We start from the raw sequence: 24,949 nt of genomic DNA, 5'->3' as shown, positions 1-24,949 counted from the left end.
AGAACTTGTTGATTTTGCGTCCAATTTGGGGCTCACTGCGGGTCGTCCTTGATCCGATACTGCGTAACCCTCACAAAGCGGACTTCATCCAGATGTCAAAAAGCGCCCCATGATCGGTTATATCGCCCGCCGCATACTCGTCGCGATCCCCACTTTGCTGGTGATCATCACGCTGGCGTTCTTCATGATGCGTTTCGCGCCGGGCGGCCCGTTCGATCTGGAACGCCCCATGCCCGAACAGACCCGCCAGAACCTGCTGGCGAGCTATGGCATGGATCAGCCGGTGCCCAAGCAATATCTCGACTATCTGGTCGATCTGGCGCACTTCGATCTCGGCCCGTCGTTGAAGTTCCGCGACAAGACCGTCTCCCAGATCATCGCCGAAGGCTTTCCGGTGTCCGCCACGGTCGGCCTGTTGTCCATGGGGCTGGCGGTGTTCATCGGGACGATATTGGGATCCATCGCCGCGCTCAGGCAAAATACAGCGGTCGATTACGGGGTGGTCGGGTTCGCCACAGTAGGGATCGTCATCCCGCCCTTTGTGGTGGGGCCTATATTGGCGCTGGTGATCGGGATCTATCTGGGCTGGCTGCCGTCGGGCGGGCTTGATCCGCGACACGGCATGACCGTCGAGCGCATGATCCTGCCGGTGATCACCCTGGCGCTGCCGCAGATCGCCATCATCTCGCGCCTGATGCGGGCGAGCATGATCGAGGTGATCCGCTCCAACTTCATCCGCACCGCGCGCGCCAAGGGGCTGAGCCCGTTCGCCGTGATCAGCCGCCACGCCCTGCGCGCCGCGATCCTGCCGCTGGTCAGCTATCTGGGGCCGGCCACCGCCGCTCTGCTGACGGGCTCCATCGTGATCGAGCAGGTCTTTTCCCTGCCGGGCGTCGGACGCCAGTTTGTGTTTGCGGCGCTCCAGCGCGACTATACCGTCGTGATGGGCGTGGTGATCCTTTACGCCGGCCTGATCATCGCGCTCAATCTGGTCGCGGATCTGCTTTACGCCGTGCTCAATCCAAAAGTGAAGTTCGACTGATGGTTCTCACCTCCACGCCGCAAGAAAAAGCCGAGCTCATGGAGCAGAGCGCCGTCAAGGGTCGCTCGCTCTGGGATGATGCGCGCACGCGCCTGTTGCGCAACAAGGCCGCCGTGGCCAGCCTGGTCGTGCTGGGGCTTTTGATCTTCCTGGCGCTGATCGGCCCGCTCTTGTGGGTGCATGACAGCACCTTCATCTATCGCGACAAGGTGCAGATCGCGCCGACCTTCACCGATCTGCATATTTTCGGCACCGACGCGCAGGGGCGCGATCTGTTCGCGCGGGTTCTGGTCGGTTTGCGCATGTCCTTGATGGTGGGCGTGGTGGCGACCTTCGTCTCCCTCGTCATCGGGGTGATGTGGGGCGCGGTCGCAGGCTTTCTGGGCGGCCGGATCGACCAGCTGATGATGCGGGTCGTGGACGTTCTCTACTCGCTGCCCTTCATCTTCTTCGTCATTATTTTGATGGTGGTGTTCGGTCGGAACATCATCCTGATCTTCGTCGCCATCGGGGCCGTGGAATGGCTGACCATGGCGCGTATCGTGCGCGGTCAGACGATCTCGCTGAAGAACATGGAATTCGTCGAGGCCGCCCACGCCGCCGGCGTGTCGCAACTCTCGATCATCCGTCGCCATATCGTGCCCAATGTGCTGGGGCCGGTGGTGGTCTATGTGACGCTGACCATTCCCGTGGTGATCCTGGCGGAAAGCTTCCTCAGCTTCCTGGGCCTCGGGGTGCAGGAGCCGCTGACCTCGCTGGGCAATCTGATCTCCAACGGCGCGCGTGACATGGAGATCGCGCCCTGGACGCTGATCTTCCCGGCGCTGACCATGATGCTGACCCTGTTCTGCTTCAACTTCATTGGCGACGGCTTGCGTGACGCAATCGATCCAAAGGATCGCTAGCCGCAGTCATTCTCTCCCAAAAAAAGATGGCGCTGAGTTCAGCGCCATCTTTCATTTCAGGGGTCTGTTCGGGCTGATCGCTGTTTAACGCGTCCGCCGGACCTGGATCGCATTGCCCCGATCATTGATGCGCAGCAGGTGAATGCCGGTCGATGTGCGGCGAATGTGCGCATAGGCCGCGCCGCGCGACGGCATCCGGTGGCTCTGGGTTCGGGTCTGTTCCCAGACCTGCCCGTTTGTCATGTAAAAGCGGCCTTGCTGGTAGCCGACTTCCTGATAGCGCTCGATTTCCATGACGACTTTGATGGCGCGCCCGTCCTGTCCGCGTTCCTGGACCTCGACGCCGGACCGGGAGGCGGCGAGGGTGTCTGATTGCGCCAGCACCTCTTCACGCGTTTGCGGCGGCGTGGAAGCCTGAGCCGTCTGTTGGCCCTGGGCGTCCGTGGTGTCTGCAGCGTCTGCGCCAGCTACGGTGACGGCCGTGTCAGCCGTGTCCGGGCTCAGGTCCGCCATCGCCTCATTCTGTCCAGGCGAGGTCAGCGACCGGGCGAGCGCGCCGATATTGGGCAGTGACAGTCCGAATGTGTCGCGTTCCGCGGTGTCAATGTCTTCGCGGGTGACGGCGAGAACCGCACCGGTATCCAGACTGCTTTCCAGAACAGCCGAGGTTCTGTCAAAACAGGCCAGGCGGTCTGCGCTATCTTCCAGAGCCCGGCATTCCACGACGGCCCGCAGAGGGGCTTCGGCATTGGTGGTCTGGCCAAGCGCCGGAGCGATAAAGAACGCGCACACGCCCAAATGGGCGAGTACGGTTTTGGATTTGGGCATGAACATCGAATGTTCTCCAGTTTTGAGTCAGGCTTATTGTACGCGCTCAGCGCGGAAGCGGCGGCTGGGATGATTGCTCAGACGCAGAAAGTGCGCGCCCAGAACACCCGTTTCGATATCGGCTGTCACGCCATCGCGCAGGGCGCGGTTCGAAATGCGAGGCAAGCGCGTGGAATCCGTCTGAGCCCAGATCTGGCCATTGCCGAGCGTCACCCGCAGCATGCCATTGCGCAATGACACATCCGACACTGGAACGCCGACCAGGCTTTCGAGCGCCCCGCTGGCGTCATAGGTGGCGGTGGAGCCGTCCTCGAGCGTCTCGACTTCGGCGACGGCCGCCGCCTCCTCGCCAGTATCATTGCGGCGCAAGATGCCGCCCAGACGTCCGACGCTCGGCAGGTTCAACCCGAAGCTCGCGCGCTCCACTTCACGCAGGGCCCGGCGCTCCACGACGACGATCCGTCCTGATTCGGTGGCCTGGGCCAGAACGGCCAGGTGTTCGTCCTGACAGGCCAGGCGGGCGGCGTCGTCGCTCAAGGAGCGGCAGGCGAGCAGGCGATTGAGCGTGTCAGGCTCGCTTTGCGCGTCCTGCGCCAGGGAGGGCGCGCTCGCCCCCAGCATCGCTATTGCAGCGGCAAGGGATCTCAGTTGCATGTCATATGTCCGGTTTTTACTTGAATTCTCACCCATTTCCCTAGGAAATTAAGGTCACGTCAACCATAACGCTTTCATCACCCGCTGAATAATCCGGGTAAGTAGGTAGGCTCACCATCATTTATGAGAGATGATGCTGAGAGACGCCAGAAGTAGCACGCAGAAGCGATAACCGATCACTGGGGAGCCTGATCATAATGACCATCACTCGACGACTGAGCCTTCTTCTCATGGCTGGCGCATCGGCGCTCGCGTTGACAGCGTGTGGAGGGGGCGGCGACAGCGCCGATAGTGACGGTGTGGTCTTGCATCGCGGCAACGGCGCAGAGCCGCTGACGCTTGATCCGCACAAGGCCTCGGGTACCTGGGAAAACAATATCATCGGCGACATGTTCATCGGTCTTTTCACCGAGAACGCTGAGGCCGAACCGATTCCGGGCATGGCGACCGATTGGAGCGTCACCGAAGACGGGATGAGCTGGACCTTCACCCTGCGCGAAGCGGTGTGGAGCGATGGCGAGCCGGTGACGGCGGAAGATTTCGAATTCGCCTTCCGCCGCATTCTGGATCCGGCGACCCTGGCCAACTACGCCTCGCTGCTCTACCCGATCCGCAATGCGCGCCAGGTCAATGCGGGCGAGCTGCCGCCTGAAGAGCTGGGCGTCACCGCGATCGACGCGCAAACCTTGCGCATTGATCTGGAATTCCCCGCGCCGTATCTGCCCGGCCTGCTGACGCACTACACCACCTTCCCCGTGCCCCAGCACGTGGTGGAGCAGTATGGCGACGCCTGGGTCCAGCCGCAGAACATCGTGACGAACGGCCCTTACAAGCTGGTGAACTGGCGCGCGAACGATTTCGTCCTGTCTGAACGCAACGAGTTGTTCTGGGACAATGAAAACGTCTGCGTGGACGAAGTGTTCTACTATCCCACCGTGGACAATCCCGCCGCCGAGCGCCGCGTGCGCAATGGCGAGCTGGACCTGAACGTTGATTTCGCCGGTCAGAATCTCGATTTCCTGCGTCGCGAGATCCCCGACTATGTGCGCGTGCATCCCTATCTCGGCATCGTTTATTTCGCGTTCAACACCACCGAAGCGCCGTTTGACGATCCGCGCGTGCGCAATGCGCTCTCCATGGCTGTGGACCGTGAGTTCATCGCCACCGACATTCTGCGCGCCGGCCAGATTCCGGCGTACAGCTTCGTTCCGCCGGGCGTGAACGCCTATCCCAGCGATGCGCGCGTCACCTGGGAAGGCGTGTCAGTGGAAGAGCGCCGTGAAATGGCGCGTGAGCTGCTGACCGAGGCGGGATACGGGCCCGACAACCCCCTGCGGTTTGAGTATTCGCACCGCACCACGGGCGATAACCCGCGCGTGGCGCCGGTGGTCCAGCAGGATTGGTCGCTGATCGCGGACTGGGTGCAGCCTGAAATCGTCGGCATCGAAACCCAGATCCATTACGCCAACTTGCGGGCGGGCGATTTCAGCCTCGGCGATGGCGGCTGGATCGGCGATTACAATGACGCCTACAACTTCCTGTTCCTGGGCGAGACCGATTCCGTGCCGATGAACTATTCGCGCTGGTCCAACCCCGAATACGATGCGCTGGTGGAACAGGCCAACCGGACGCTGGATGCGGAAGAGCGCGGTGATTTGTTGTCTGACGCCGAGCAGATCCTGCTCGATGACAGCCCTTACATGCCCCTCGTGTATTATGTGAACAAAGCGCTGGTGAACCCGGCTGTGACCGGATGGGAAGACAATCTCACCCACATTCACCGTACGCGCTATCTGTGCATGGCCGAGACCGACTGATCGAGACCTGACGGGGGCGAGGGTGAGCGATAACTTTGATCCCACGGCGCAAGCCGTCACAGATCACGCCATTGCGATGGGCGTGGCCGCGGGCCGGGGATCAACACGTCGCAAGCCTTCGCGCCCGGCGGTTCTTCGCGCGGATACGCCAGAGGGCGTGTGCGCCAATTGCGAGACCAAGCTCGAAGGCCCGGTCTGCCATATGTGCGGGCAGGTCGATGATGAATATCACCGGCCGGTCCACGGCTTGTTTTCAGAAATCATCGAAGGGTTGTTCGCGCTGGACGGGCGTGTCGCCCGCACCCTTCCGGCTCTGTTGCTGTTTCCGGGGCGCGTCACGCGCGCCTTCCTGAAAGGCAAGCGGATGCGGTACATGCCGCCCTTCCGCCTGTATATCATCGCGTCGCTTTTGTTCTTCTTGCTGGTGCCGTTGAGCGGCAATCTGGGCGGCATGGCGAACGACATGCAGGAAGGCTGGGCCAATTATGATCCCGGCAATGTCGATCTGAGTGCGGCCCGGCTTGAAATCGAGCGTCAGGTTGAAGCCGGAACGATGACCGAGCGTGACGCCGAGAACGCCTTGAGAGGAATAGAACGCGCCGGTTTCTCAACGGGACGCGACGCCGCTTCGGGCTCGGGACTGGTCACCGATACGGATTCAGGCTCGGTCTTTCATCTGACGCCGCTGGGGCCGAAAAGGCTTCAGGGATCAGAGACGGCGATCAATCCTGAAAAAGTCGCCGCAGCAGACTTCAGCTTGCCGATCGCCGAGGCGCCTGAGACAGGCGTCGCTGACAAGCTGGAGACGCCCGTTGCCGAGACAAGCGTCGCCAATCCATTTCTAACCGGAGTTATAGCGACGCCGGATGGCGAGACCTCGGACTTTGGTCCCTTACAGGGGAATGTCTCGGGGAATAATATCCGGCAGTTCTTCGCGCCTGAGGATTTCGGCGAGCCTGCGCCGCAAACGATCTGGCCGCTGCAGGTGCGCCGCTATCTGGGCGAGCGCTTCGCCCATGTGGCGGATGATCCGGGCGACTGGCTGGAATCGGCGGCGGACTGGGTCCCGCGGGTCATGTTCGCCATGGTGCCGGTCTACGCCCTGCTGCTGGGCCTGGTTTATGTGTGGCGGCGCGGCTTTTATCTCTATGACCACATGATCGTCTCGCTGCATTTTCATGCGGCGCTGTTTCTGTCCATGGCGATCCTGAGCAAGGCGAGCCTGCTGATCGGGGCGGGCTGGGCCACCCTGGCGATGATCCTGTATTCCCACCTCTATCTCTACAAGCTGCATCGCACGGTCTATCAGCGCGGCCGCTTCCAGTCCGCGGTCCGGACGATGACGCTTTCAGTCCTCTACGGCTTTGTGCTGATGCTGGGCCTGTTCGCGGTCTTCATGCTGGGCGCGATTGTCGGTTAGCGCGGCGTCTCCGTCGGCGCGGTCAGTTCTGCGCCCTGCGCCTGCAACCGCGCCTGTTCACGCAACAACGTCTGCGCCTGCGGACTTTGCAGCAGCTGGTTTAACGCCTGCGCGCTTTGGACCGTGTCCAGGCTGACCCCGAACAGCGCCTGCAAGGCTTCAAGTCCCTCAGGCCGCGCGGGGAAACGCTGCAGGCGGATGCGCTGGGTCTCGCTCAGCCCGGCCAGCGCGCGTGCAGAGGTGAGGGCGGCGTCAAACCCGCCCAGCTCGTCCACCAGTCCCAGTTCCAGCGCCTGCGCGCCGGTCCAGACGCGGCCGCGGGCGATCTGCTGGATGCGCGCCAGCGGCATGTCGCGGCCTTCAGACACTTTGAGGGTGAAGTCCTCATACACATCTTCGGCCAGCCGGGCGTAATCGGCGGCTTGCGCCTCGGACCAGGATTGGGCGGGCGATTGGGCCAGCGTGAATTCGCCGCCCACGTAAAGCGGATCAAGATTGAGCCCCAGCCGGCTCAGGGCCTCGTCAGCCACCAGCTTGCCGCCATACATGCCGATCGAGCCGGTCAGGGTCGTGGCCTGGGCGATGATCCGGTCTGCGGGGGCGGCGATGTAATAGCCGCCCGACGCTGCGGTCGCCCCCATGGAGGCGATGACAGGCTTGCCCGCCTGGCGCGCGCGCATCACCGCATCCCAGATCTGGTCGGAGGCGATCGCCGATCCGCCAGGCGAATCAATGCGCAAGATGATGGCGCGGACGGCGGCGTCGCTGGCGGCGGCGTCGATGGCGTCAGCGAGCGTGTCGCCGCCGATGACCGGGCCGCCCAGGCCGCTGTCCGATGCGCCGGTGACGATGCCGCCCTGCGCTTCAACCAGGGCGATGACGGGCGCTTGCGCCGGAGCCGGGCTGGCGGGTTGTCTGTGATAGAGGGCGATGTCGACAAGCCGCGCATTGGGGCCGGCGCGATCCAGCACGCTCTGGCGGGCGGCCGCCACATGCCCCAACCGGTCCACCAGGCCCAGGTCGAGCGCCTGCTCAGCGGAATAGGGGCCTGCCTCGACGAGCTCGCGCAAGCGCGCCGGGTCAGCGCCGCGTGAGCGGGCGATGGCGGCGAGCGCCGTGTCATGGATCGAATTCAGCCAGCTTAATGTGGCTTCGCGGTGGGCCTCGGTATAGCCGGTCTGGGTCAGAGTATCGGCGGCGTTCTTGAATTCATGAAACTGGACGAATTGCGGCTGCACGCCGAACTGTTCGAACAGTCCGCCCAGAAACAGGGTTTCAACGCTCAGGCCCACTGCGGTGAAGCTGGCGCTGTCCTGCATCCAGATCTCGTCCGCGCCGCCAACAGCGAAGTAGGGCAGCACCGATCCGCCCTCAAACCCCTGGGCATGGGCGATGACGGGTTTGCCGGCCTCTGACACCCGCGCCAGCAAGGTATGAAGCTGCTCCGCATGGGCTGCAGGCAGGCTGACTGTGTTGGCCCGTACGAAAACGGCGGCCACGCGCGAATCCGTGCGGGCGCGTTCCAGCGCTTGGGACAGCTCAACGATGGAAAGCGGTTCGGCGAAAGCGAACGGAGAAGCGGAGGGTTGGTCCAGCCGCGGCGTTCTGAGATCAAGCTCCAGCACCATGGCGCGCCCGGGCAGGGCGGGGGCGTCTGACGGGGCTGCGGACTCAAGAGCCGCGCCGATCAGGCCGCCGATCAGAAAGATCACGAAGATCACGCACAGAATCGCACCGGCGATCACGCCGGCGATGGATCCGAAAAATGTCAGCCAGAATTGTTTCATATGCCTCGCACGGCGTCGCCGCGCACCCCCTTGAACCCTAACAATGTCTTAAGGGGCGTCGAGGGGCAGGTCGATATCTGGTTGTATGAGCGTGGCCGGTTCGCGCCAGAGTGTGGCGTGGAAGCGACTCAACAGGGCCTGGGGCAAACAAAAACGCGCCTTCCTGAAGGAGGGCGCGCATGTCCTGTAAACAGGGGCGGGAATAACTGGTCGGAGTAGCAGGATTTGAACCTGCGACCCCTGCCTCCCGAAGACAGTGCTCTACCAGGCTGAGCTATACTCCGAACCGAGGGCGGGCTTATAGACCGAAGGGCCTGAAAAAGGCAATGACATCTTCACAGCTGGAATGCAGCTGTCGAAAGTGCAGCACAGGGCGTTGCATCCTGCGTCGGGCCGGGCTAATTACCGCGGCCCGTGACCAAGTGGTCACCCGGTTGGGGCGTCGCCAAGTGGTAAGGCAGCGGTTTTTGGTACCGCCATTCCCAGGTTCGAATCCTGGCGCCCCAGCCATACTTTTCATATCAGATATGTAAGTATAACACGCTATTTCGGCGTGAATCGGCGTGGCCTGGGCGCCACGCGCGGGCTCTTAACGTCTGCGACGCAATCAATTGCAGTTAATGGCGAAAGCTTTTCAGACGCGTCTTCAACTTGGCGCCGACGCCCGGCGCGGACGCTAAATCGCCCTTGATTCACAGGCTATTTCTGAAGATGCGGTAATGTCTGGCGTCGTCGTAAAACGATGATGCTTGAGCGTTAGAACCCATGACCGGACCTGTCGGATACGGCAGGTGTCGTGTTTGAGCGGTTGATCGGCCAACTCAGCCGGTGCTAGCGTTCGTCCAAACTATAGAGACGGCGGACCACGCCGCGTTACAAGGTGAGGGCGACATCGCTGATGTCGGTCTCGTTTACTTATTATTGGCCCTTGGCGATCAAGGGTCATCGCGCGGTGCGCCGCGGTATTTGTGTTTTTGGGGGGCCGATACCGTCGCGGAGACGATCGGTGCACCGATAAAGCGAGGGAAACGGAGCGCGCAGTCATTGTGATCGCGCCGGCTACTGTGAGGCAAAATATGTCCATGACGTTCAAAGGAATCCGCACGACGCTTGCGGCGAGCGCCGCCGCGCTCGTCGTTGCGGGCGCTGCGCATGCGCAGCTCGACCGGGCGCTTGAAGTGGCGCGTCAGTCCACTCAGGACGGCGCTCAGGCCCAAGAGCAGATCAACCGTCTGGCGGACGCCGCCGACAACGCGGAGCGCGAATATCTGGCGGTTCGCGAACAGATCGAATCCCAGCGGGTCTTCATCGCCCAGCAGAACGTGTTCCTGCGCTCGCAGGAAAACGAGCTGGCCGGTCTGCAAAGCCAACTCGAGCGCGTGGGCAACATCGAACGCGATCTCGCGCCGATGATGCTGGAAATGTTCAACGCGCTGGAAGACTTCATCGCGTCCGACATGCCCTTCCGTATCGACCAGCGCACCCAGCGTCTGGACAATATCCGCGAAGTTCTGGGCGAGGCGGCTGTTTCTCCGGCGGAGAAATATCGTCTGCTGCTGAACGCTTTCGAGATTGAATCTTCCTATGGCCGTTCCTTGAACGCCTATTCGGAAGAAGTCGTGGTCGACGGCGTTCCCCAGGAAGCCAACATTCTGCAGATCGGCCGTGTGGCTCTGATCCGTCAGATTGGCGGCGATCTGGCCATCATGACTCACGACAACCAGACCTGGCGTCCGGTTCCGTCGTCCATGTCGTCCAATGTTCAGCGCGCCTTCCGGATCGCGAACGAAGTGACCACCCCGGAAGTGTTCGAGGCCCCGCTGCCGGGCCCGACCGCGGGTTAATGTGAGACGGGAGAGCAAACCAATGAAACGCATTCTTACATCGATTGCGGCCGTCTCGCTGATCGCCGGTGTGGCGTCGGCTCCGGCCTTCGCACAAGCCGACCGAGAGCCGGTCTCATCCATTTCCCAGCTGCTTGAGCGCGTCCGTCAGGACAGCCGCGACGCCGCTGCGGAAAACCAGCGCCGTCTGCAGGAGTTCCGCTCCGAGCGTGACCGTCAGGCGTCCCTGCTGAGCCAGGCCCGCAACGAACTGGCTTCCCTGGAAGCCCAGTCCGAGCGTCTGCAGGCCCAGTTCGACGCCAATGACCAGCAAATCGCCGAGCTCGACGCCGAGCTTCGCGAAGCGCAAGGCGCCTTCGGCGAGCTGTTCGGCGCGGCGCGTCAAACGGCTGGCGAATTCGGTTCGATCATCGAATCCTCCATGGTGTCCGCCCAGTATCCGGGCCGCGCCGAACCTCTGCAGGAACTGGCCCAGAGCCGCACCCTGCCGGAGCGTTACGAGCTGGACGCCATCTGGCAGACCATGATCAACGAGATGGAAGGCCAGGCAGAAGTCACGACCTTTAACGCTCGCGTGCTGGGTCTGAACGAAGGCAACCCGGTCCCCGTGACCCGCGTCGGTCCGTTCATCGCCATGGCGAATGACGGCGGCCCGCTCTTCGTGCAGTGGACCTCCGACGAGAACAACGCGGCCGCCGGCTATCGTCTGGCGAACCTGGAGCGTCAGCCCCCGGCCCGTCTGCTGAGCGCGGCGTCCAACCTGATCAACGCCGAGCCGGGCGAAATCGTCTCCGGTCCGGTCGATCCGTCCCGTGGCGGCCTGCTGCGCATCTATCGTGACGTGCCGAGCCTGTCTGAGCGCTTCGAGCAGGGCGGCATCGTCGCCAAGATCATCGCAGCTCTGCTGATCTTCTCGGCGGCCTTTGGTCTGTTCCGTCTGGTGAGCCTGCTGCTGGTGAACTCGGCGATCAACGCTCAGAAGCGTCGTTCGACCGCATCCAGCTCCAACCCGCTGGGCCGTGTGATGCTGGCCTATGAGGAAGTGAAAGATCGTCCGACCGAAACCATCGAACTGAAGATCGACGAAGCCATCCTTCGCGAGACTCCGAAGTTCGAGTTTGGTCTGAACTTCCTGAAGCTGGCGGCTGGCGTCGCTCCGCTGCTCGGCCTGCTGGGCACCGTGACCGGCATGATCCGGACCTTCACCCAAATCACGCTCTTCGGCACCGGCGACCCCACCATCATGGCAGGCGGTATTTCCGAAGCCCTGGTGACGACGGTGTCCGGTCTGATCGCGGCGATCCCGCTCTTGTTCATCCACTCGTTCGCTGCAAGCTTCGCGCGCGGCGCCCAGAGTGCTCTGGAAGAACAAGCGGCAGGCATTATCGCCCGTCACGCCGAAGAGAAATCCGCAGGTTAAGGAAACAGACCTATGGATATCTCAGGCGCCCTCACAGGTCTCCAGGAATTCCTGGAACGCGGTGGTCCGATCCTGACCTGGATCATGGCCCTGACCTTCGTGATGTGGGCGTTCATCCTGGAACGCATGGCGTATTTCGGTTTCGCGCACAAAGGTGCGGCGGACCGGGCGCGGCAGGAATGGGGCGCACGTAGCGACCACCATTCCTGGAACGCTTACGCCATCCGGGATCAGCTCATTAGCGAAGTGAAGGCCAAGGCCGACCAGAATGTGGAACTGATCAAGACGCTTGTCGCGGTCGCTCCTCTCTTTGGTCTGCTGGGCACGGTGACCGGGATGATCTCGGTGTTCGACGTCATGTCGATCTCCGGTTCATCCGATGCTCGCGCCATGTCGGCGGGGGTGGCTCGCGCCACCATCCCGACCATGGCGGGCATGGTCGCATCCTTGTCCGGACTGCTTTTCTCCAACCAGATCGAGCGGATGGCCAAAACCAAGGTCCATCAACTCGCAGACGAGCTGGAGGTGGACTAGGCCATGCGTAGAAAAGTCAAACGCGGAAGCGATAACGCCGACATCGACATGACGCCGATGTTGGACATCGTCTTCATCCTGCTCATCTTCTTCATCGTCACGGCGACCTTCCTGCAGGAGCAGGGGATTGATATGCGTCCCCCGCCCCCGTCTGAAAATGAGCCGACCGAGCCGAACCCGGTGATCCTGGTCCAGGTGAACGACCGCAATCAGGTCTTCGTCAACCAGGATCCCACCAGTGAACTTCGTGTGCTGGCGGCGGTGTCGCGGATCCGGGCTGAACAGCCTGACTCTGCGGTGCTGATCGAAGTGGCCGACGAAGCCCGGCACGGCACGATCGTCCTCATCTGGGACGAGATGAAGGCGAACAGCATTCCCGTTTCAATCACTCGCGCTGAAAGCGCCGAGGGATAACGGACCGGGAGAGGAGACAAGCCAATGGCTCGCCGACAAAGCCGCGTGCTGCAAGATGACGAAGAAGTCCAGCTGGACATGACGCCGATGCTCGACGTCGTGTTCATCCTGCTCATCTTCTTCATCGTGACAGCCGTGTTCGTTAAGGAGCCGGGCGTCGAGATCCTGCGACCTGAGACCCAACTTCAGGACCGTGAGAAACCGACCCTGCTCGTGGCCGTGACGGCCAATGACGAAATCTATGTGGACGGAAATGTTTACGAGCTCGCGCAGCTTCGTAACGCGTTCGAACAACTCCGGGAGGAGAACCCCCGCGCCGAAGCCATGATCCAGGGTGATCTTGGCGCGCCGGCGGGGACGGTTCTCGATGTCCAGGAATTGCTCATGGACATGGACATTCCCGTCAAAATCTCAACCGAGGAAGGATAGGGGGACGCGATGGCCAGTATAATCCGTCTTCTCGTCGGCGTACCGATCGCCGCCGTGATCACCTTCCTGCTGTTCATGCTGATGATGCGCCTGATCCTGACCGACGAGGTCGAGCTGGAAGCGGCGCGTGACGAATTGTCGATCTCGATTTCGGAAGAAATCGAGGATCTGCAGGTCCGTCAGCGTGAAGTCACCATGGATGACGTGAACGACGTCGAACCTCCGCCCCCGCCGCCTCAAATCGAGCGGCAAGTGGCTGAGGCTCCGGCTGAGGACATGAACACCATCGCTGGTGAGATTCCTGAGTTCGACGCACCGGATCTGGGCAGCGGCGATGTCAGCTTTGACGTCTCCGACCGTGACGCCCAGCCTATGGTGCGCATCCCGCCGCAATATCCGCCCCGGGCGGCTGAGCGCGGCGTGGAAGGCAACTGCCTGATGCAGTTTGACGTGACGCCGGATGGGACGCCGACAAACATTGTGGCGCTGGATTGCACCAGCTCCCTGTTTGAACGCTCCAGCATCCGGGCCGTGGAACGCTGGCGGTATGAACCCAGGATCGAAAACGGCAATGCGGTCTGGCGTCGGGGCGTGCAAACGTCTCTCGACTACCAGTTGGCTGACTAAGCAGTGCGGCGCACCTCGCTCATACGCGAGCGCGGTGCGCCGACACCGGGAGAGTGACAATGACTCTGAACGAGACTTTCAACCCCGCCAGCTTGGTCCGGACTCTGGGCGTCGCCGCCATTTCCGGCCTTCTGGCCCTCGCGATCGCCGCGCCCTCAGAAGCGCAGCGCCGTCGAGACAATGATGAGCAACAGGCCGAAGGCCGCGTTCTGACCTCTGCCGTCGGCGAGCAAGTGCTTGCGTCGCAAGAGTGTCAGGAAGTGGATGACAACGCTTGTGTGCTGCGGATCATGAACGAGCTTGCGGCTCGCGATAACCTCAGCCCGTATGAACGGTTTGTGGTGTTGCAGCTGCGCGCCCGGGCTTACTTCACCGAGGACCGCCTGGACCTGGCGATCCGCGACTTCGGGGCGGCGCTGGCCACCGGCGCCACCACGACGGACGAAGAAATCTCCATCCGCACGGCGCTGGGCCAGCTTCACCTGGTTCAGGAAAATGTGGGTGAGGCGATCCGTCAGTTCGAGCTGGCTATCGCGGCCGGCGCTGAGCTGTCCCCGAGCTTCGCCAAGACTGTCGCTCAAGCGTATCTGCAAGCAGACCGGATTTCCGATGGCGTTCGCTACGCGGAAATCTACTACAACAATACGCCCCAGAAAAATGAGCAGGACTTCAACTTGATGTTCTACTTCTACCAGCAACTTGATCGCACGAATGATCAATTGCGGGTTATTCGGGAGTATCTGTCTGCTTATCCTGGCGCCCGTCAGGCCTGGCAAAATCTGATCGCGCTCTACGCGCAGCAGGATGACGCCAGCAATGCGTTTGAAACCAACAAGCTGATGTATCTGAACGGTCTCTATGAAGAAGAGAACGAGCTGATCCGTCTGGTTCAGTATTACAGCTTCCTGGAAAACCCGTATCGCGGCGCCTCTATCCTTGAGCGTGAGATGAATGCGGGCCGTGTGGAAGTCACCCAATCCCATCTCGAGCTCCTGGCCAATATGTGGCGTCAGGCGTCCGAGTTTGACCGGGCCATTCCGGTGCTTGAACGTCTGTCCCAGCTTCAGGGCGATGGTGAAACCGCCTTACGTCTGGCCGAAGCGAACTTCCAGCTCAATGACTTTGAGGCCGCTGAAGCAGCCCTGGTCACGGCGCTGGATCGTGGCGGGCTGAGCGATACGGGCAAGGCTTGGGAGTTGCTGGGCACGGCGCGGTTCCGCCAGGGTGAACGCCAGGGCGCCATCCAGGCCTTCCGCGAAGGCGCACGGTATCCGACCAGCCGGACGGCCTCCAATGGCTGGATCCGCTGGATCACGGCTCAGATCGAGGGCGAAGAGCGTCGCCGGGTGCAACAGGAGCAGATCGTCATCGACGAATGCCGCCTGACCCTGGACGCAGAGCGCCGTCAGATCGTTCTGACCGGTTCTGTGGATGATGAAGGCCGCGTGCGGTTTGAATCCATCCCGGAACGTTGTGAGCCCTACTACAATGTGTATGGCGAACAGATCCGTGAAGCGGGCATGTCCGATGCTGAAGCCGCGGCGGCTCAGGCCGAGCGCGAAGCCGAAGCGGCCACCGCTGAAGGCTAGGCTCATACAGCTGATTGAGTGAAAGCCCCGGCGTTCTGCGCCGGGGCTTTTTCTTTGCAGGCGAGGCTCTCTTCAGACGAAAGTCGATCTCGCAGCCTCTCTTATGGCGGGAAAATGACCGGTTTTCGCCCCATTCAGATTACAGCCTGTCAATGTTGGCGGAGGCCACAGACTCAGGACTGACCTCCGCGTCAAACGGGGAGGTTGTTATGTCTGAAGCTCTTTTGCGGCCTGTGGCGCCGCCACCGGGCGCGGGTGCGCTCATATCCGGACTGGCGCGATGGATCACCGCCGCCAGCCTTGCGGTGCTGATCACCTTCGCCTTGTTCATGGTGATGCAGATCCTGATCCGGGTGGATGTCATTTCTCTGCCGGAGCCGCGTCCGGTTGAGGAGTTCGCCATTTCCGAATACGTGCCGGATGATCGACCTGACCGGCGGCCGCCGCCGGAGTTGGTGGTGGTCAGCCCGCCTCCAACTATCCCGACGTTCGATACCCAAAGCTCGGACTTGCCAACAGAAGCCGGGCCGTCCTTCCAGACGGCTCCGGTCACGACGCAGCCGGACATCACCGCGTCCCTCAATGGCATGATCATCGCGCCGTCGCCGATCACCGTGCGCGTACCGCCAGCCTATCCTTCGCGTGAGCAGGAACGCGGGATCAGCGGGACCTGCACCATTCGCTATGACATTCTGGCGTCTGGCCGGACGGTCAACGCTCAGGCGATCCAGTGCGACAGCGCAGGTTTCGCGCGGGCCAGTCTTCAGGCGGTGGAGCGCTGGCGGCATCGCTCGATCCCCAATGAAGACCCCAACCGGGTGGTCAATCGCGGCGTAGAAACGACGCTGGTGTTTGAGTTGGAGGGCTAAGGGCGCGATAAGCCCGGGCCATTGACGTCAGCACAAAAAAACGGCGCGGGAGCTTCTCCCGCGCCGTTCTCAGATCTCAGTGCGGCAAGCCCTAGTGCTCGCCATCCTCATGGCTGTCAGAGGCCTCAGAGGCGGCCTCAACGGCCTCCTGATCGGCCAGACCCACCGTCATCAGGGCGAAGGCGTATTCTTCGGCGCGCTCGCGCAGGGAATCAAACCGGCCAGAGGCGCCGCCATGGCCCGCGCCCATATTGGTGCGCAGCAGGGTCAGGCCGTCATCGGTGCGGCGGGTGCGCAGACGCGCCGCCCATTTCGCCGGCTCCCAATAGGTCACGCGCGGGTCGGTCAGACCTGCGGTGGCCAGCACGTGCGGGTAATCCTGCGCGCTCACCTGATCGTAGGGGCTGTAGGACAGGATATAGTCATATGCCGCCTCATCGGTGATCGGGTTGCCCCATTCGGGCCATTCCGGCGGGGTCAGCGGCAGGCTCTCGTCAGACATTGTGGTCAGAACGTCCACGAACGGCACCGCCCCGATGGCGCCGGCGAACAGCTCGGGCGCCTGGTTGATCGTGGCGCCGACCAGAAGGCCGCCGGCGGAGCCGCCCATGGCGACCATCTGACCTTCAGAGGTGTAGCCCGCCTCGACCAGCGCGCGGCCGGAATCGACGAAATCGTTGAAGGTGTTGATTTTCTGGTCGAGCTTGCCGTCCAGATACCATTGATAACCCTTGGACATGCCGCCGCGGATATGGGCGATGGCGTAGACCATGCCGCGATCCACCAGAGACAGGCGCGAGGTGGAGAAGCTGGCCGGAATGGTGATGCCGTATGAGCCATAGCCGTACAGCAGCAGCGGCGCCGTGCCGTCGATCGGGGTGTCGCGATGATACAGGATCGTCACCGGCACGCTGGCGCCGTCACGGGCCGTGGCGTGGATGCGGCGCACCACATAATCATCGGCGTTGTGACCCGAGGGGACTTCCTGACGTTTGATCAGGGTGCGCTCGCGCGCGCCCATGTCATAGTCATAGGTCTCTTCAGGCGTGGACGGGCTTTCATAGGAAAAGCGCATCATGTCGGTGGCGTATTCATAACCGCCATCCATGCCCAGGGCGTAGGCCTCTTCATCAAAGGCGATCTCGTGCTCTTCGCCGGAGCGCAGATCGCGCACGATGATGCGGGGCAGGGCGTCCGAGCGCTCGGACCGGACCAGCCAGTTTTCAAAACCCATCAGCCCGTTCACCAGAACGCCGGGACGGTGCTCGATCAGCGGGGTCCAGTTCTCGCGGCGCGGATCATCCAGCGGGGCTTCCATGATCTGGAAATCAACCGCCCCGTCCTGGTTGGTGCGCACGAACAGACGGCCGCCAGCTTCGGTCAGCGAGTATTCCACGCCCGGTTCACGCTCGGACACCAGGATCGGCTCGGCGGCCGGGTCATTGGCGTCAAACACGCGCGCTTCGGACGTGGTGTGGTCGCCGGCGCCCAGAACGATCCATCGATCGCCGTCGGTCTTGCTGACGCTCAGGAAATAGCCCGGATCGGTTTCTTCGTAGATCAGCTCGGCTTCGGTGGAATCAAACGCCTGACGATAGACCCGGCGCGGCCGGTTGTTCTCGTCACGCCACACCCAGTAGATCGTCTGGCTGTCATTGCCCCAGACCATGGAGCCATAGCCCTCATCGGTCAGGGTGGCGATGTCTACGCCGGTTTCAAGATCGCGGATCTTGACCTCATAGAATTCAGATCCGGCGGTATCCACGGCATAGGCCAGGTAGCGATGATCGGGCGAGTGCTGGACGGCGCCGAGGTCGAAATACTCGATGCCTTCCGCTTCCGCGTCGCCGTCAAAGATGATGACTTCCTCGCCGGCCATCTCGCCATTGTCGCCGGTCGCCTTGCGGGCGTAGACCGGGTACTGGCCGCCTTCGCGGTAGCGCGCATAGTAATACCAGTCGCCATCGCGGGAGGCGGGGGATTCATCGTCTTCCTTGATGCGGCCGCGCATCTCGCCGTACAGGCGTTCTTCCAGCCCTGTCAGCGGCGCCATCACCTCGGTGTAATAGGCGTTCTCCGCTTCCAGATGCGCGCGAATGTCCGCGTCCAGAACGCTGGGCTCACGCATCACTTCCTGCCAGTTGTCATCGCGAAGCCAGGCGAATTCATCCGTGCGGGTGCGGCCCAGCTGCTCGATTTCGACCGGCCGTTCTTCCGGCGTCGGCGCTGCGATCTCCTGTGCGCGCGCGATCAGGTCCTGAGCGGGGGCGGAGGTGTCATTCATACTGTTTTCCGTCGTCGTGGCGGCGCTGTCTGCAGCCGGCTGGCTGCAGGCTGAGAGCGCAATAAGAGCCGCGCCTGCAAGCAGGGCGGCTTTCGATCCGTAATGAGATAAGGTCATGATGGTCCTGCACCAGAGCCGTACTGAGCCTGGTTCCCCAAATGAAGTGATGGGGCAGTGTTTCGCGCACCTGCAACGCTGTCCAGTGTTTCCAGCGGTAAAGGGCGAACAGAAAGCTCAGCGCACCCGGCGCAGCGACAGGATGGGCGTGGTCAGCGCGATCACGATCAGCACCAGCAGCAGTCCCGCCATGGGGATCAGGGACGACAGACGCGGTCCGATCTCGTGCACCACATAGCCCATCACGAACGCGCCCAGCGGCATGCCGCCGAACATGCCCAGCTGATAGACGCTCATCACCCGCGCGATCATGCGCGGGGGGGCGTTTTCCTGCACCACGGCGCGCGACAGGGAAATGCCGACGCCGCCCCCCAGGCCCCAGCTGAACACCAGGATGAAGAGCGCGTACAGCGGCAGGGGCAGGGCCAGCAGCCCCATCGAGACCACCGTCACCAGTTGCGCCACCATCAGCATGCGTCCGGGTCGTTCAATGTCGCCGGCTTGCGACAGAAGAACATTGGCGATGAAGGCGCCGATCCAGAAAGAGACGAGCAAGAGGGAGAGCAGCCCGTAGCCGCCGTCATACACATCGCGCACCAGCACCGGGATGATGACGAAGAAGCCGCCGCCCACCACAAGCAGGCCCAGCGCCAGCATGATCAGCGTCATCGGCGCCAGAATGGGCGAGCGCACCACTTCCAGAACGCCGGTGCGCAGGCTGGTCCACAGGCTTTCGCCGCCTGTGTTCTGCCGCGGCAGGCGCGGCATCAGCAGGGCGGCGCCTGCGCCGATCGCCAGTCCGCCGGCCTGAACGACGAACAGGGGCGCCGGGCCGAGCCGGCCCGCCAGCACGCCCGCGCCCATGCCGAAGATCTGGGCGGCGAATTGCACCAGCGAGGCCAGGATCACCGCTTTTTGCAAGGTGAAGTCACGGCGTCCCAGCCGCTGGGCCACCCGCGTCACGGCATTCACCGCGCTGTCGCGGGCGGGCATCACGAAAGCGCCCGCCACGCCCACCAGCAGGGCGTAGATGATCATCACCCAATAGCTGAGCAGGTTTTGAAACAGTAAGAACGACATCACGCCGGCGCAGGCGCAGGCCAGAACGTGAAATCCCCCCATCACCCAACGCCGGTCCAGGCGCTCGGCCACAACGCCCGCCATGGGCAGCAAGAACAGCATGGGGGCGGTCAGCGCCGCCTGCGCCAGGCCAAGCCGGTCCGGGCTTTCATTCAGCGTGTAGTTGATCACGCCGGGAAACAGCGTCGTCTGCAGGCCGAAGCTGAAGAACCAGCCTGCGACGGCGATCATGTAGACAGTGAATGGGGGAAAACGCTGAAAGCGACGGAATTTGCGAAGAGTTTTCAGCGCCACGGGCATACCTGTCGGTTGAGGCGGGGATGGCCCCGGCAAATGCAATCAGGCCCCAGAGCGGATCAAGTCAAAGATGTGTGAAACTATCTTGATAAGGACTTAAGCATGTTGCGCCAGCCCCGCCTCAAGCGCAACCCGCCAATCTCGACGCTTCCTTAACGCCCTCGGGGTCATCTTGAGATGAGACAGAGCAGGATGTGACTTCGACCATGGCGGAAGATCTGAGCCCCGCACCGCCGCGCCCCGCCACCCCGCGGGCGCGTGATCTGTTGACCCGGCGTCTGGCGGACATCGTCTGCCTGCCTTCCAGCCAGATTGCGCCGCAGGAGCGGTGGATGGTCGCGGACGTGCTGGATGAATTGCTGCGGGCGGCGGATGTGGGCTTGCGGGCGAAAGTGTCCAAACGCCTGGCCCAGCAAGCCGAAGCGCCGCGCGCCTTGTTGCGCCGTCTGGCCCATGACGAGTTTGAAGTGGCCGAGCCCCTGCTGCGACGCTCCCAGGCGCTGTCCGATTTTGACATGATGGACATCGCCCAGGGTTCGAGCGCGTTGCACCGGCTGGAGCTGGCGCGTCGTGAGAGCGTGTCAGAAACCGTGGCCGCCGCGCTGGCTGCAGGCGGCGACATGGACGTCATCACCACGCTGTTGCGCAATGACGGCGCCCGGCTCGCCAGTCAGACCGTGGAAGTCATGGTGCGGGTTGCGGCGGAACACGACGCCATCGCGCGGTTGTTGATCCGGCGCCCTGAATTGCGGCCCGCCCAGGCTTTGGCCTTGTTCTGGTCAGTGTCGCACGATCTGCGGCGCATGATTCTCGACCGCTTCGCCGCGTCGCGTCAGATCCTGCAAGATGCGGCCGAGGATGTGTTTCCCCTGGCCGCGCGTGAGGCCGAACCTGATACTGCGGTTCAGGAAGCGCTGGCTTATATTGATCGCCGCCAGCGCGACCGCAGAGCGGCCGAAGTCACGCCTTACGGCTCGCTTGAAGGGTTGATCGAGCGCGCCTCTCAGATCGGTTTTACCGAGGAATTGCGCGCCGAGGCGGCCGTGCTCGCCAATATCCAGCGCGATCTGCTCAATCGCATGATTGATGATTTCGGCGGCGAACCGTTGGCGATTCTGGCCAAGGCGACGGGGCTGTCGCGTCAGCACCTGTCCGCGCTGATCGAGGGCTCCGGGCGCACGGACGCCTTTAACCGGGTGCAGCAGGCGGTGTTGGTGTTCGACACGATGAGCGTGGACAAGGCGCAAACCGTCCTGCGCTATTGGAACTGGGTCATCGCTCGCAGCGCCCGCGGCGATTGACCGCCTGAACCAAGCGTCGCCATTTGCCGCGATAAGCCTTGAACCCACGTCGGAGTGCGGCTAGCTGTCGCAACCATGCTGGATGTTCTTTCCCTCGCTCTCGCGAACCTGACCTCGCCGGCCGTGTTGTTTTTCGCTCTGGGCGTGCTCGCCGGAGTGGTGCGGTCTGATCTGAACATTCCCCAGGCCGTGGCCAAGGGGCTGGCGCTCTATCTGATGATGGCGATCGGCTTCAAGGGCGGGGTGGAGGTCTCCAAGGCGGGGCTGACGACCGAATTGTTGCTGGCGGCGGGATCGGGCGTTTTGCTCAGCTTCGCCATGCCGCTGATCGCCTACGCCCTGCTGCGCGCCTTCACCCAGCTTGACCGCACCACCGCTGCCGCCAGCGCGGCGCACTATGGGTCGATCTCGGTGGTGACGTTCGTGGCGGGGTCAGAATTCCTGCAGCTCTCAGGCCTTGTGTATTCCGGCCATATGGTCGCCGTGCTGGCGCTGATGGAGACCCCGGCGATCCTGACCGGTCTGCTGCTGGCGGGCGCGTCGAGCAAGGGACCCGATCCCAGCGCGCGCGGCGAGTTGATCCGCGAAGTGGCGCTGAACGGCTCGGTGGTCCTGCTCATGGGCGCCTTCTTCATCGGCTGGATCTCGGGCGAGCCTGGCATGGTGCGGCTCGAGCCTTTCGTGGTGGATTTGTTCCAGGGCATTTTGTGCCTGTTCCTGCTGGATATGGGGATCGTCGCGGCGCGGCGTCTTTCGGGCGCGCGCAAGCTCGGGGTTCCCGGCGCGCTGTTCGGCGTTGTGATGCCGCCCATCGGCGCGGCGGCGGCCCTGGGGCTCGCTCTGCTGGCGGGCATGGGCGCCGGGGATGCGGCGGCGTTGATGATCCTGGGCGGTTCGGCCAGCTATATCGCCGTGCCCGCGGCCATGCGCATCGCGCTGCCGGATGCCGATCCGTCCGTCTATCTGACCTTGTCTCTAGCCATCACCTTCCCGTTCAATCTGACGATCGGCATTCCGCTCTACACGGCGGTCGCCCAAGCTCTTATCGGAGGCTGACCCATGGCGCGTACAGTTCGAAAAAAGCTCATCGCCATCGTCGAGACGCCCCATCTCAAACGGTTGATCGACCTGCTGCGCCAGTGCGGCGTGACCGGCTTCACCGTTATTGAGGGGCGCGAAGGCAGCGGTCTGGGCGGGGACTGGACCCGTGAAGACGTGCTGGACGCGACCGAGATGAAAATCGTGCTCTCGGTGATGAAGCCGGAGACCGCCGAGAAGGTGTTTGAGCAGGCTGAACCCTTCTTTGCGCGCTATCCCGGCATCATCTATGCGCACGATGTGGAAGTGGTCCGCGGCGAGCGCTTCTGAAGAAACTCCAGTCTTAACGACCGGTTTCACTGGAAAACGCGGTGAGGGGTGGTCTAGAACCCCCTCGACGCCGCCCGATGCAGGCGGCGAGAAGAGGGAGGGTGATCGGTGGCCTCAAGGCTGTTCTACGGCGTCTTGCTCGCACTCATACTGTCCGTGCTCTGGCTGTTATTGTCAGGCTATTGGTTCAAACCGCTTCTGGTGGGCTTCGGCGTGCTGGCTGTGGTCGTCGCGCTGGTCACCACCGCGCGCATGGGCCTTCTGGACGGGGAATCAGTGCCGTTCGCCCGCTTGCCGCAATATTTCAAATACTGGAGCTGGCTGGGCGCGGAGATCTTCAAGGCGAACATCGCCGTGGTGCGCATCGCCATGGCGCCCGATCTGAACATCAAGCCGGTCATGACCCGCGTCGCGGTCAGCGCCAAGTCCGACATGGCGCGCACCACCTATGCCAACTCGATCACGTTGACGCCGGGCACGGTCACCATTGAAGTCGAGGAAACCGGCTTTCTGGTGCACGCCCTGACCGAGGAATTCGCCGACCAGGACGCGTTCCGGGACATGGAGCGCCGCTCCATCCAAGCCGTTGAAGGCCGCAAGGCGCTGACGAAACCGCGGGGAGAGGCCGGATCATGATCACCCCCATTCTCGATTTTGGCATCGCGATCGTTCTGGCCATTTCCATGGTCCTGATGATCAGCCGCCTGTTCATCGGCCCGACCCTTTATGACCGGGTTCTGGCGGTGAACTCGTTCGGCACCAAGACTGTGCTGTTCCTCGCGGTGTTCTCGCTGATGGTGGGCCGCGGCGACGGCCTCGACATTGCGCTCCTGTATGCGCTGATCAACTTCATCGCCACCATCGCGATCCTGAAATTCTTCCGCTATCGCTCGCTGGACGTGGCCCTGTCGCAAATGGCGCTTCGCCGTGCGCTGGACGGCGAGGAGGACCAGTAATGGATTATGCGTTCTGGATTGAGCTGGCGCTCGACATCGTCTCGGCCGCTTTCGTCATCACCGGCGCGGTGTTCGTGCTGGCGGGCGCCATCGGCGTCATCCGTCTGCCGGACTTTTACACCCGCATGCATGCCGCCGGCGTCACCGACACGCTGGGCGCCGAGCTGATCGTCATTGGCCTGATGGTGCAGGGCGGGTTCTCGCTGATCACCGTGAAGCTGGCGCTTCTGGGCGTGTTCGTCTTCCTGACGAGCCCCACCGCCACCCACGCCGTGGCGAACGCCGCCTACAAATCCGGGCTGAAGCCGCTTCTGACGCGCTATCGCCCCCATGCCGGTTCTGACGATGGAGGGGCGGCATGAGCGCGTCTGACATCACCCAGTATTTTGACTACATCTTCATGGCGATGCTTCTGTGCATCGGCATTGCGGTGATCCGCCTGCGCAATCTGTTCGCGGTGGTCATGCTGACCGGCGCCTATTCGCTGATCTCAGCGGCCTGGTTCGTGTCGCTGGATGCGGTGGATGTGGGCTTCACCGAAGCGGCTGTGGGCGCGGGCATCTCAACCGTGCTTCTGCTCGGCGCGATGCTTCTGACCTCACGGGAAGCGGACGAGACCCCGCTGGTGCGCCATCTGGCGGCTTTGGCCGTGACGGTGGCCGCAGGCGTGGCGCTGTTTTACGCGCTGGGCGACATGCCGGTTTATGGCGACGCGAACAGCGCGGCCAATACCGGTGTGGGCATGGACTATGTCCAGCTGACCGCCGAGCAGATCCACATTCCCAACGTCGTGACCGCCGTGCTGGCCAGCTATCGCGGCTTTGACACCATGGGCGAGGTTTTCGTGGTGTTCGCCGCGGGACTGGGCGTGGCCCTGTTGATCGGCCTTGGCGAATCCAAGCGGAAGAAGGGCTGATCTCATGATGTCGCCTCACGTTATTCTGCGCGTTGTCTCCAAGGTTCTGATCCCCATGATCATCGTGTACGGCTTTTACGTACACTTTCATGGCGAGTATTCGCCCGGCGGCGGGTTCCAGGCAGGCGTCGTGCTCGCCTCGGCGATCATCCTGTACGCGCTGATTTTCGGCCTGGACGCGGCCCGCAAGGTGTTTCCGCCCTATTGGGCGCGGGTCGGCATGGCGCTGGGCGGGTTCATCTACGCCTCCGTGGGCTTCGTCTCACTGATCATGGGCGGACAGTTCCTCGAATACAGCGTTTTCCACCCCGACATCTCGCACGGGACGGGCCAGCATATCGGCATCATTGCGGTGGAGGTCGGCGTTCTGACGACTGTGACCTGCGTGATGATCGCGATCTTCTACGCCTTCGCCGGGCGCACGCCTGAAATCTCAGACGAGGATTGGTAA

The 24,949-nt window shown here is 62.6% G+C and carries 25 protein-coding genes and 2 tRNA genes; 21 read left to right on the top strand and 6 right to left on the bottom strand.

Features of this window, described 5'->3' with window-relative positions:
- Nucleotides 1-109: 109 nt before the first annotated feature.
- Nucleotides 110-1,042 (top strand): ABC transporter permease, encoded by a 933-nt coding sequence (locus ACTIGF_RS13830; RefSeq protein WP_439637426.1) that lies wholly within the window; start codon nt 110-112, stop codon nt 1,040-1,042.
- Nucleotides 1,042-1,947, top strand: coding sequence for an ABC transporter permease subunit (locus ACTIGF_RS13825; RefSeq protein ID WP_439637425.1), 906 nt, complete (start codon nt 1,042-1,044; stop codon nt 1,945-1,947). Before ACTIGF_RS13830 ends, ACTIGF_RS13825 begins: the two co-directional genes overlap by 1 nt.
- Nucleotides 1,948-2,031: 84 nt before the next feature.
- On the opposite strand, the gene ACTIGF_RS13820 is transcribed toward ACTIGF_RS13825, so the two are convergent.
- The gene (locus ACTIGF_RS13820; RefSeq protein ID WP_439637424.1) at nt 2,032-2,781 is read right to left on the bottom strand and encodes a hypothetical protein; all 750 of its coding nucleotides are present in this window, start codon (nt 2,779-2,781) and stop codon (nt 2,032-2,034) included.
- Between the two features lie 27 nt (nt 2,782-2,808).
- On the bottom strand, nt 2,809-3,429 hold the full coding sequence (locus ACTIGF_RS13815; RefSeq protein ID WP_439637423.1) for a hypothetical protein: 621 nt from the start codon (nt 3,427-3,429) through the stop codon (nt 2,809-2,811).
- A 197-nt stretch (nt 3,430-3,626) separates the two neighbouring features.
- Here ACTIGF_RS13815 and ACTIGF_RS13810 point away from each other — a divergent pair, with 197 nt between their 5' ends.
- Nucleotides 3,627-5,246, top strand: coding sequence for a peptide ABC transporter substrate-binding protein (locus ACTIGF_RS13810; RefSeq protein ID WP_439637422.1), 1,620 nt, complete (start codon nt 3,627-3,629; stop codon nt 5,244-5,246).
- A gap of 22 nt (nt 5,247-5,268) precedes the next feature.
- A complete protein-coding gene (locus ACTIGF_RS13805; RefSeq protein ID WP_439637421.1) occupies nt 5,269-6,666 on the top strand; it encodes a DUF3667 domain-containing protein in 1,398 nt (465 codons plus the stop codon).
- Here the strand turns inward: ACTIGF_RS13805 and ACTIGF_RS13800 are convergent.
- On the bottom strand, nt 6,663-8,453 hold the full coding sequence (locus tag ACTIGF_RS13800) for a S49 family peptidase (protein ID WP_439637420.1): 1,791 nt from the start codon (nt 8,451-8,453) through the stop codon (nt 6,663-6,665). The genes ACTIGF_RS13805 and ACTIGF_RS13800 overlap by 4 nt on opposite strands.
- Nucleotides 8,454-8,660: 207 nt before the next feature.
- A tRNA-Pro gene (locus ACTIGF_RS13795) sits at nt 8,661-8,737 on the bottom strand.
- Between the two features lie 151 nt (nt 8,738-8,888).
- Here ACTIGF_RS13795 and ACTIGF_RS13790 point away from each other — a divergent pair.
- The 9 genes from ACTIGF_RS13790 (at nt 8,889) to ACTIGF_RS13750 (ending at nt 16,179) form a co-directional block, all read left to right on the top strand.
- Nucleotides 8,889-8,963: transfer RNA gene (locus ACTIGF_RS13790), tRNA-Gln, on the top strand.
- A gap of 572 nt (nt 8,964-9,535) precedes the next feature.
- Complete coding sequence (locus ACTIGF_RS13785; RefSeq protein ID WP_375549606.1) at nt 9,536-10,297, top strand: DUF3450 domain-containing protein; 762 nt, start codon at nt 9,536-9,538, stop codon at nt 10,295-10,297.
- A 22-nt stretch (nt 10,298-10,319) separates the two neighbouring features.
- Entirely contained in the window at nt 10,320-11,717 is a 1,398-nt protein-coding gene (locus tag ACTIGF_RS13780; RefSeq protein ID WP_439637419.1) for a MotA/TolQ/ExbB proton channel family protein, read from the top strand.
- Between the two features lie 12 nt (nt 11,718-11,729).
- A complete protein-coding gene (locus tag ACTIGF_RS13775) occupies nt 11,730-12,251 on the top strand; it encodes a MotA/TolQ/ExbB proton channel family protein (RefSeq protein ID WP_439637418.1) in 522 nt (173 codons plus the stop codon).
- Nucleotides 12,252-12,254: 3 nt separating this feature from the next.
- Nucleotides 12,255-12,665, top strand: coding sequence for an ExbD/TolR family protein (locus ACTIGF_RS13770; RefSeq protein WP_439637417.1), 411 nt, complete (start codon nt 12,255-12,257; stop codon nt 12,663-12,665).
- Nucleotides 12,666-12,689: 24 nt separating this feature from the next.
- Nucleotides 12,690-13,094 carry an ExbD/TolR family protein gene (locus ACTIGF_RS13765; protein WP_133723681.1) on the top strand — a complete coding sequence of 135 codons (405 nt, stop codon included), beginning with the start codon at nt 12,690-12,692 and terminating at the stop codon, nt 13,092-13,094.
- A 9-nt stretch (nt 13,095-13,103) separates the two neighbouring features.
- Nucleotides 13,104-13,721 (top strand): energy transducer TonB, encoded by a 618-nt coding sequence (locus tag ACTIGF_RS13760; RefSeq protein WP_439637416.1) that lies wholly within the window; start codon nt 13,104-13,106, stop codon nt 13,719-13,721.
- Nucleotides 13,722-13,780: 59 nt separating this feature from the next.
- Entirely contained in the window at nt 13,781-15,310 is a 1,530-nt protein-coding gene (locus tag ACTIGF_RS13755) for a tetratricopeptide repeat protein (RefSeq protein ID WP_439637415.1), read from the top strand.
- Between the two features lie 209 nt (nt 15,311-15,519).
- Nucleotides 15,520-16,179, top strand: a complete 660-nt coding sequence (locus ACTIGF_RS13750; RefSeq protein ID WP_439637414.1) for a TonB family protein — start codon at nt 15,520-15,522, stop codon at nt 16,177-16,179.
- 91 nt (nt 16,180-16,270) lie between these two features.
- On the opposite strand, the gene ACTIGF_RS13745 is transcribed toward ACTIGF_RS13750, so the two are convergent.
- Nucleotides 16,271-18,580 (bottom strand): S9 family peptidase, encoded by a 2,310-nt coding sequence (locus ACTIGF_RS13745; RefSeq protein WP_439637413.1) that lies wholly within the window; start codon nt 18,578-18,580, stop codon nt 16,271-16,273.
- A 117-nt stretch (nt 18,581-18,697) separates the two neighbouring features.
- A complete protein-coding gene (locus tag ACTIGF_RS13740; RefSeq protein WP_439637412.1) occupies nt 18,698-19,954 on the bottom strand; it encodes an MFS transporter in 1,257 nt (418 codons plus the stop codon).
- A 209-nt stretch (nt 19,955-20,163) separates the two neighbouring features.
- On the opposite strand from ACTIGF_RS13740, the gene ACTIGF_RS13735 reads away from it, so the two are divergent.
- The 8 genes from ACTIGF_RS13735 (at nt 20,164) to ACTIGF_RS13700 (ending at nt 24,949) form a co-directional block, all read left to right on the top strand.
- Nucleotides 20,164-21,258 carry a DUF2336 domain-containing protein gene (locus ACTIGF_RS13735; RefSeq protein ID WP_439637411.1) on the top strand — a complete coding sequence of 365 codons (1,095 nt, stop codon included), beginning with the start codon at nt 20,164-20,166 and terminating at the stop codon, nt 21,256-21,258.
- Nucleotides 21,259-21,333: 75 nt separating this feature from the next.
- The gene (locus ACTIGF_RS13730; RefSeq protein WP_439637410.1) at nt 21,334-22,314 is read left to right on the top strand and encodes a sodium-dependent bicarbonate transport family permease; all 981 of its coding nucleotides are present in this window, start codon (nt 21,334-21,336) and stop codon (nt 22,312-22,314) included.
- Nucleotides 22,315-22,317: 3 nt separating this feature from the next.
- Nucleotides 22,318-22,626, top strand: coding sequence for a DUF190 domain-containing protein (locus ACTIGF_RS13725; protein ID WP_028284779.1), 309 nt, complete (start codon nt 22,318-22,320; stop codon nt 22,624-22,626).
- Nucleotides 22,627-22,734: 108 nt separating this feature from the next.
- Nucleotides 22,735-23,262: a Na+/H+ antiporter subunit E gene (locus ACTIGF_RS13720; protein ID WP_439637409.1), complete on the top strand. Its 528-nt coding sequence runs from the start codon at nt 22,735-22,737 to the stop codon at nt 23,260-23,262.
- On the top strand, nt 23,259-23,582 hold the full coding sequence (locus tag ACTIGF_RS13715) for a monovalent cation/H+ antiporter complex subunit F (RefSeq protein WP_375549594.1): 324 nt from the start codon (nt 23,259-23,261) through the stop codon (nt 23,580-23,582). Before ACTIGF_RS13720 ends, ACTIGF_RS13715 begins: the two co-directional genes overlap by 4 nt.
- Nucleotides 23,582-23,944, top strand: coding sequence for a monovalent cation/H(+) antiporter subunit G (gene mnhG / locus ACTIGF_RS13710; protein WP_439637408.1), 363 nt, complete (start codon nt 23,582-23,584; stop codon nt 23,942-23,944). Before ACTIGF_RS13715 ends, mnhG begins: the two co-directional genes overlap by 1 nt.
- Nucleotides 23,941-24,498: a DUF4040 domain-containing protein gene (locus ACTIGF_RS13705; RefSeq protein ID WP_439637407.1), complete on the top strand. Its 558-nt coding sequence runs from the start codon at nt 23,941-23,943 to the stop codon at nt 24,496-24,498. Before mnhG ends, ACTIGF_RS13705 begins: the two co-directional genes overlap by 4 nt.
- 4 nt (nt 24,499-24,502) lie before the next feature.
- Complete coding sequence (locus ACTIGF_RS13700) at nt 24,503-24,949, top strand: Na(+)/H(+) antiporter subunit B (RefSeq protein WP_439637406.1); 447 nt, start codon at nt 24,503-24,505, stop codon at nt 24,947-24,949.

The organism is Oceanicaulis sp. (assembly GCF_051859625.1).
GTDB lineage: Bacteria > Pseudomonadota > Alphaproteobacteria > Caulobacterales > Maricaulaceae > Oceanicaulis.
The sequence above is the reverse complement of the archived record's forward strand: the minus strand, read 5'-3'. Positions and strand labels throughout refer to the sequence as shown.

What these genes read in the sequence shown, in the direction of transcription:
- ACTIGF_RS13830 (WP_439637426.1), top strand. Translation starts at nt 110, where the DNA reads ATGATCGGTTATATCGCCCGCCGCATACTCGTCGCGATCCCCACTTTG.
- ACTIGF_RS13825 (WP_439637425.1), top strand. Translation starts at nt 1,042, where the DNA reads ATGGTTCTCACCTCCACGCCGCAAGAAAAAGCCGAGCTCATGGAGCAG.
- ACTIGF_RS13820 (WP_439637424.1), bottom strand. Translation starts at nt 2,781, where the DNA reads ATGTTCATGCCCAAATCCAAAACCGTACTCGCCCATTTGGGCGTGTGC.
- ACTIGF_RS13815 (WP_439637423.1), bottom strand. Translation starts at nt 3,429, where the DNA reads ATGCAACTGAGATCCCTTGCCGCTGCAATAGCGATGCTGGGGGCGAGC.
- ACTIGF_RS13810 (WP_439637422.1), top strand. Translation starts at nt 3,627, where the DNA reads ATGACCATCACTCGACGACTGAGCCTTCTTCTCATGGCTGGCGCATCG.
- ACTIGF_RS13800 (WP_439637420.1), bottom strand. Translation starts at nt 8,453, where the DNA reads ATGAAACAATTCTGGCTGACATTTTTCGGATCCATCGCCGGCGTGATC.
- ACTIGF_RS13785 (WP_375549606.1), top strand. Translation starts at nt 9,536, where the DNA reads ATGACGTTCAAAGGAATCCGCACGACGCTTGCGGCGAGCGCCGCCGCG.
- ACTIGF_RS13780 (WP_439637419.1), top strand. Translation starts at nt 10,320, where the DNA reads ATGAAACGCATTCTTACATCGATTGCGGCCGTCTCGCTGATCGCCGGT.
- ACTIGF_RS13775 (WP_439637418.1), top strand. Translation starts at nt 11,730, where the DNA reads ATGGATATCTCAGGCGCCCTCACAGGTCTCCAGGAATTCCTGGAACGC.
- ACTIGF_RS13770 (WP_439637417.1), top strand. Translation starts at nt 12,255, where the DNA reads ATGCGTAGAAAAGTCAAACGCGGAAGCGATAACGCCGACATCGACATG.
- ACTIGF_RS13765 (WP_133723681.1), top strand. Translation starts at nt 12,690, where the DNA reads ATGGCTCGCCGACAAAGCCGCGTGCTGCAAGATGACGAAGAAGTCCAG.
- ACTIGF_RS13760 (WP_439637416.1), top strand. Translation starts at nt 13,104, where the DNA reads ATGGCCAGTATAATCCGTCTTCTCGTCGGCGTACCGATCGCCGCCGTG.
- ACTIGF_RS13755 (WP_439637415.1), top strand. Translation starts at nt 13,781, where the DNA reads ATGACTCTGAACGAGACTTTCAACCCCGCCAGCTTGGTCCGGACTCTG.
- ACTIGF_RS13750 (WP_439637414.1), top strand. Translation starts at nt 15,520, where the DNA reads ATGTCTGAAGCTCTTTTGCGGCCTGTGGCGCCGCCACCGGGCGCGGGT.
- ACTIGF_RS13745 (WP_439637413.1), bottom strand. Translation starts at nt 18,580, where the DNA reads ATGACCTTATCTCATTACGGATCGAAAGCCGCCCTGCTTGCAGGCGCG.
- ACTIGF_RS13735 (WP_439637411.1), top strand. Translation starts at nt 20,164, where the DNA reads ATGGCGGAAGATCTGAGCCCCGCACCGCCGCGCCCCGCCACCCCGCGG.
- ACTIGF_RS13730 (WP_439637410.1), top strand. Translation starts at nt 21,334, where the DNA reads ATGCTGGATGTTCTTTCCCTCGCTCTCGCGAACCTGACCTCGCCGGCC.
- ACTIGF_RS13725 (WP_028284779.1), top strand. Translation starts at nt 22,318, where the DNA reads ATGGCGCGTACAGTTCGAAAAAAGCTCATCGCCATCGTCGAGACGCCC.
- ACTIGF_RS13715 (WP_375549594.1), top strand. Translation starts at nt 23,259, where the DNA reads ATGATCACCCCCATTCTCGATTTTGGCATCGCGATCGTTCTGGCCATT.
- mnhG (WP_439637408.1), top strand. Translation starts at nt 23,582, where the DNA reads ATGGATTATGCGTTCTGGATTGAGCTGGCGCTCGACATCGTCTCGGCC.
- ACTIGF_RS13705 (WP_439637407.1), top strand. Translation starts at nt 23,941, where the DNA reads ATGAGCGCGTCTGACATCACCCAGTATTTTGACTACATCTTCATGGCG.
- ACTIGF_RS13700 (WP_439637406.1), top strand. Translation starts at nt 24,503, where the DNA reads ATGATGTCGCCTCACGTTATTCTGCGCGTTGTCTCCAAGGTTCTGATC.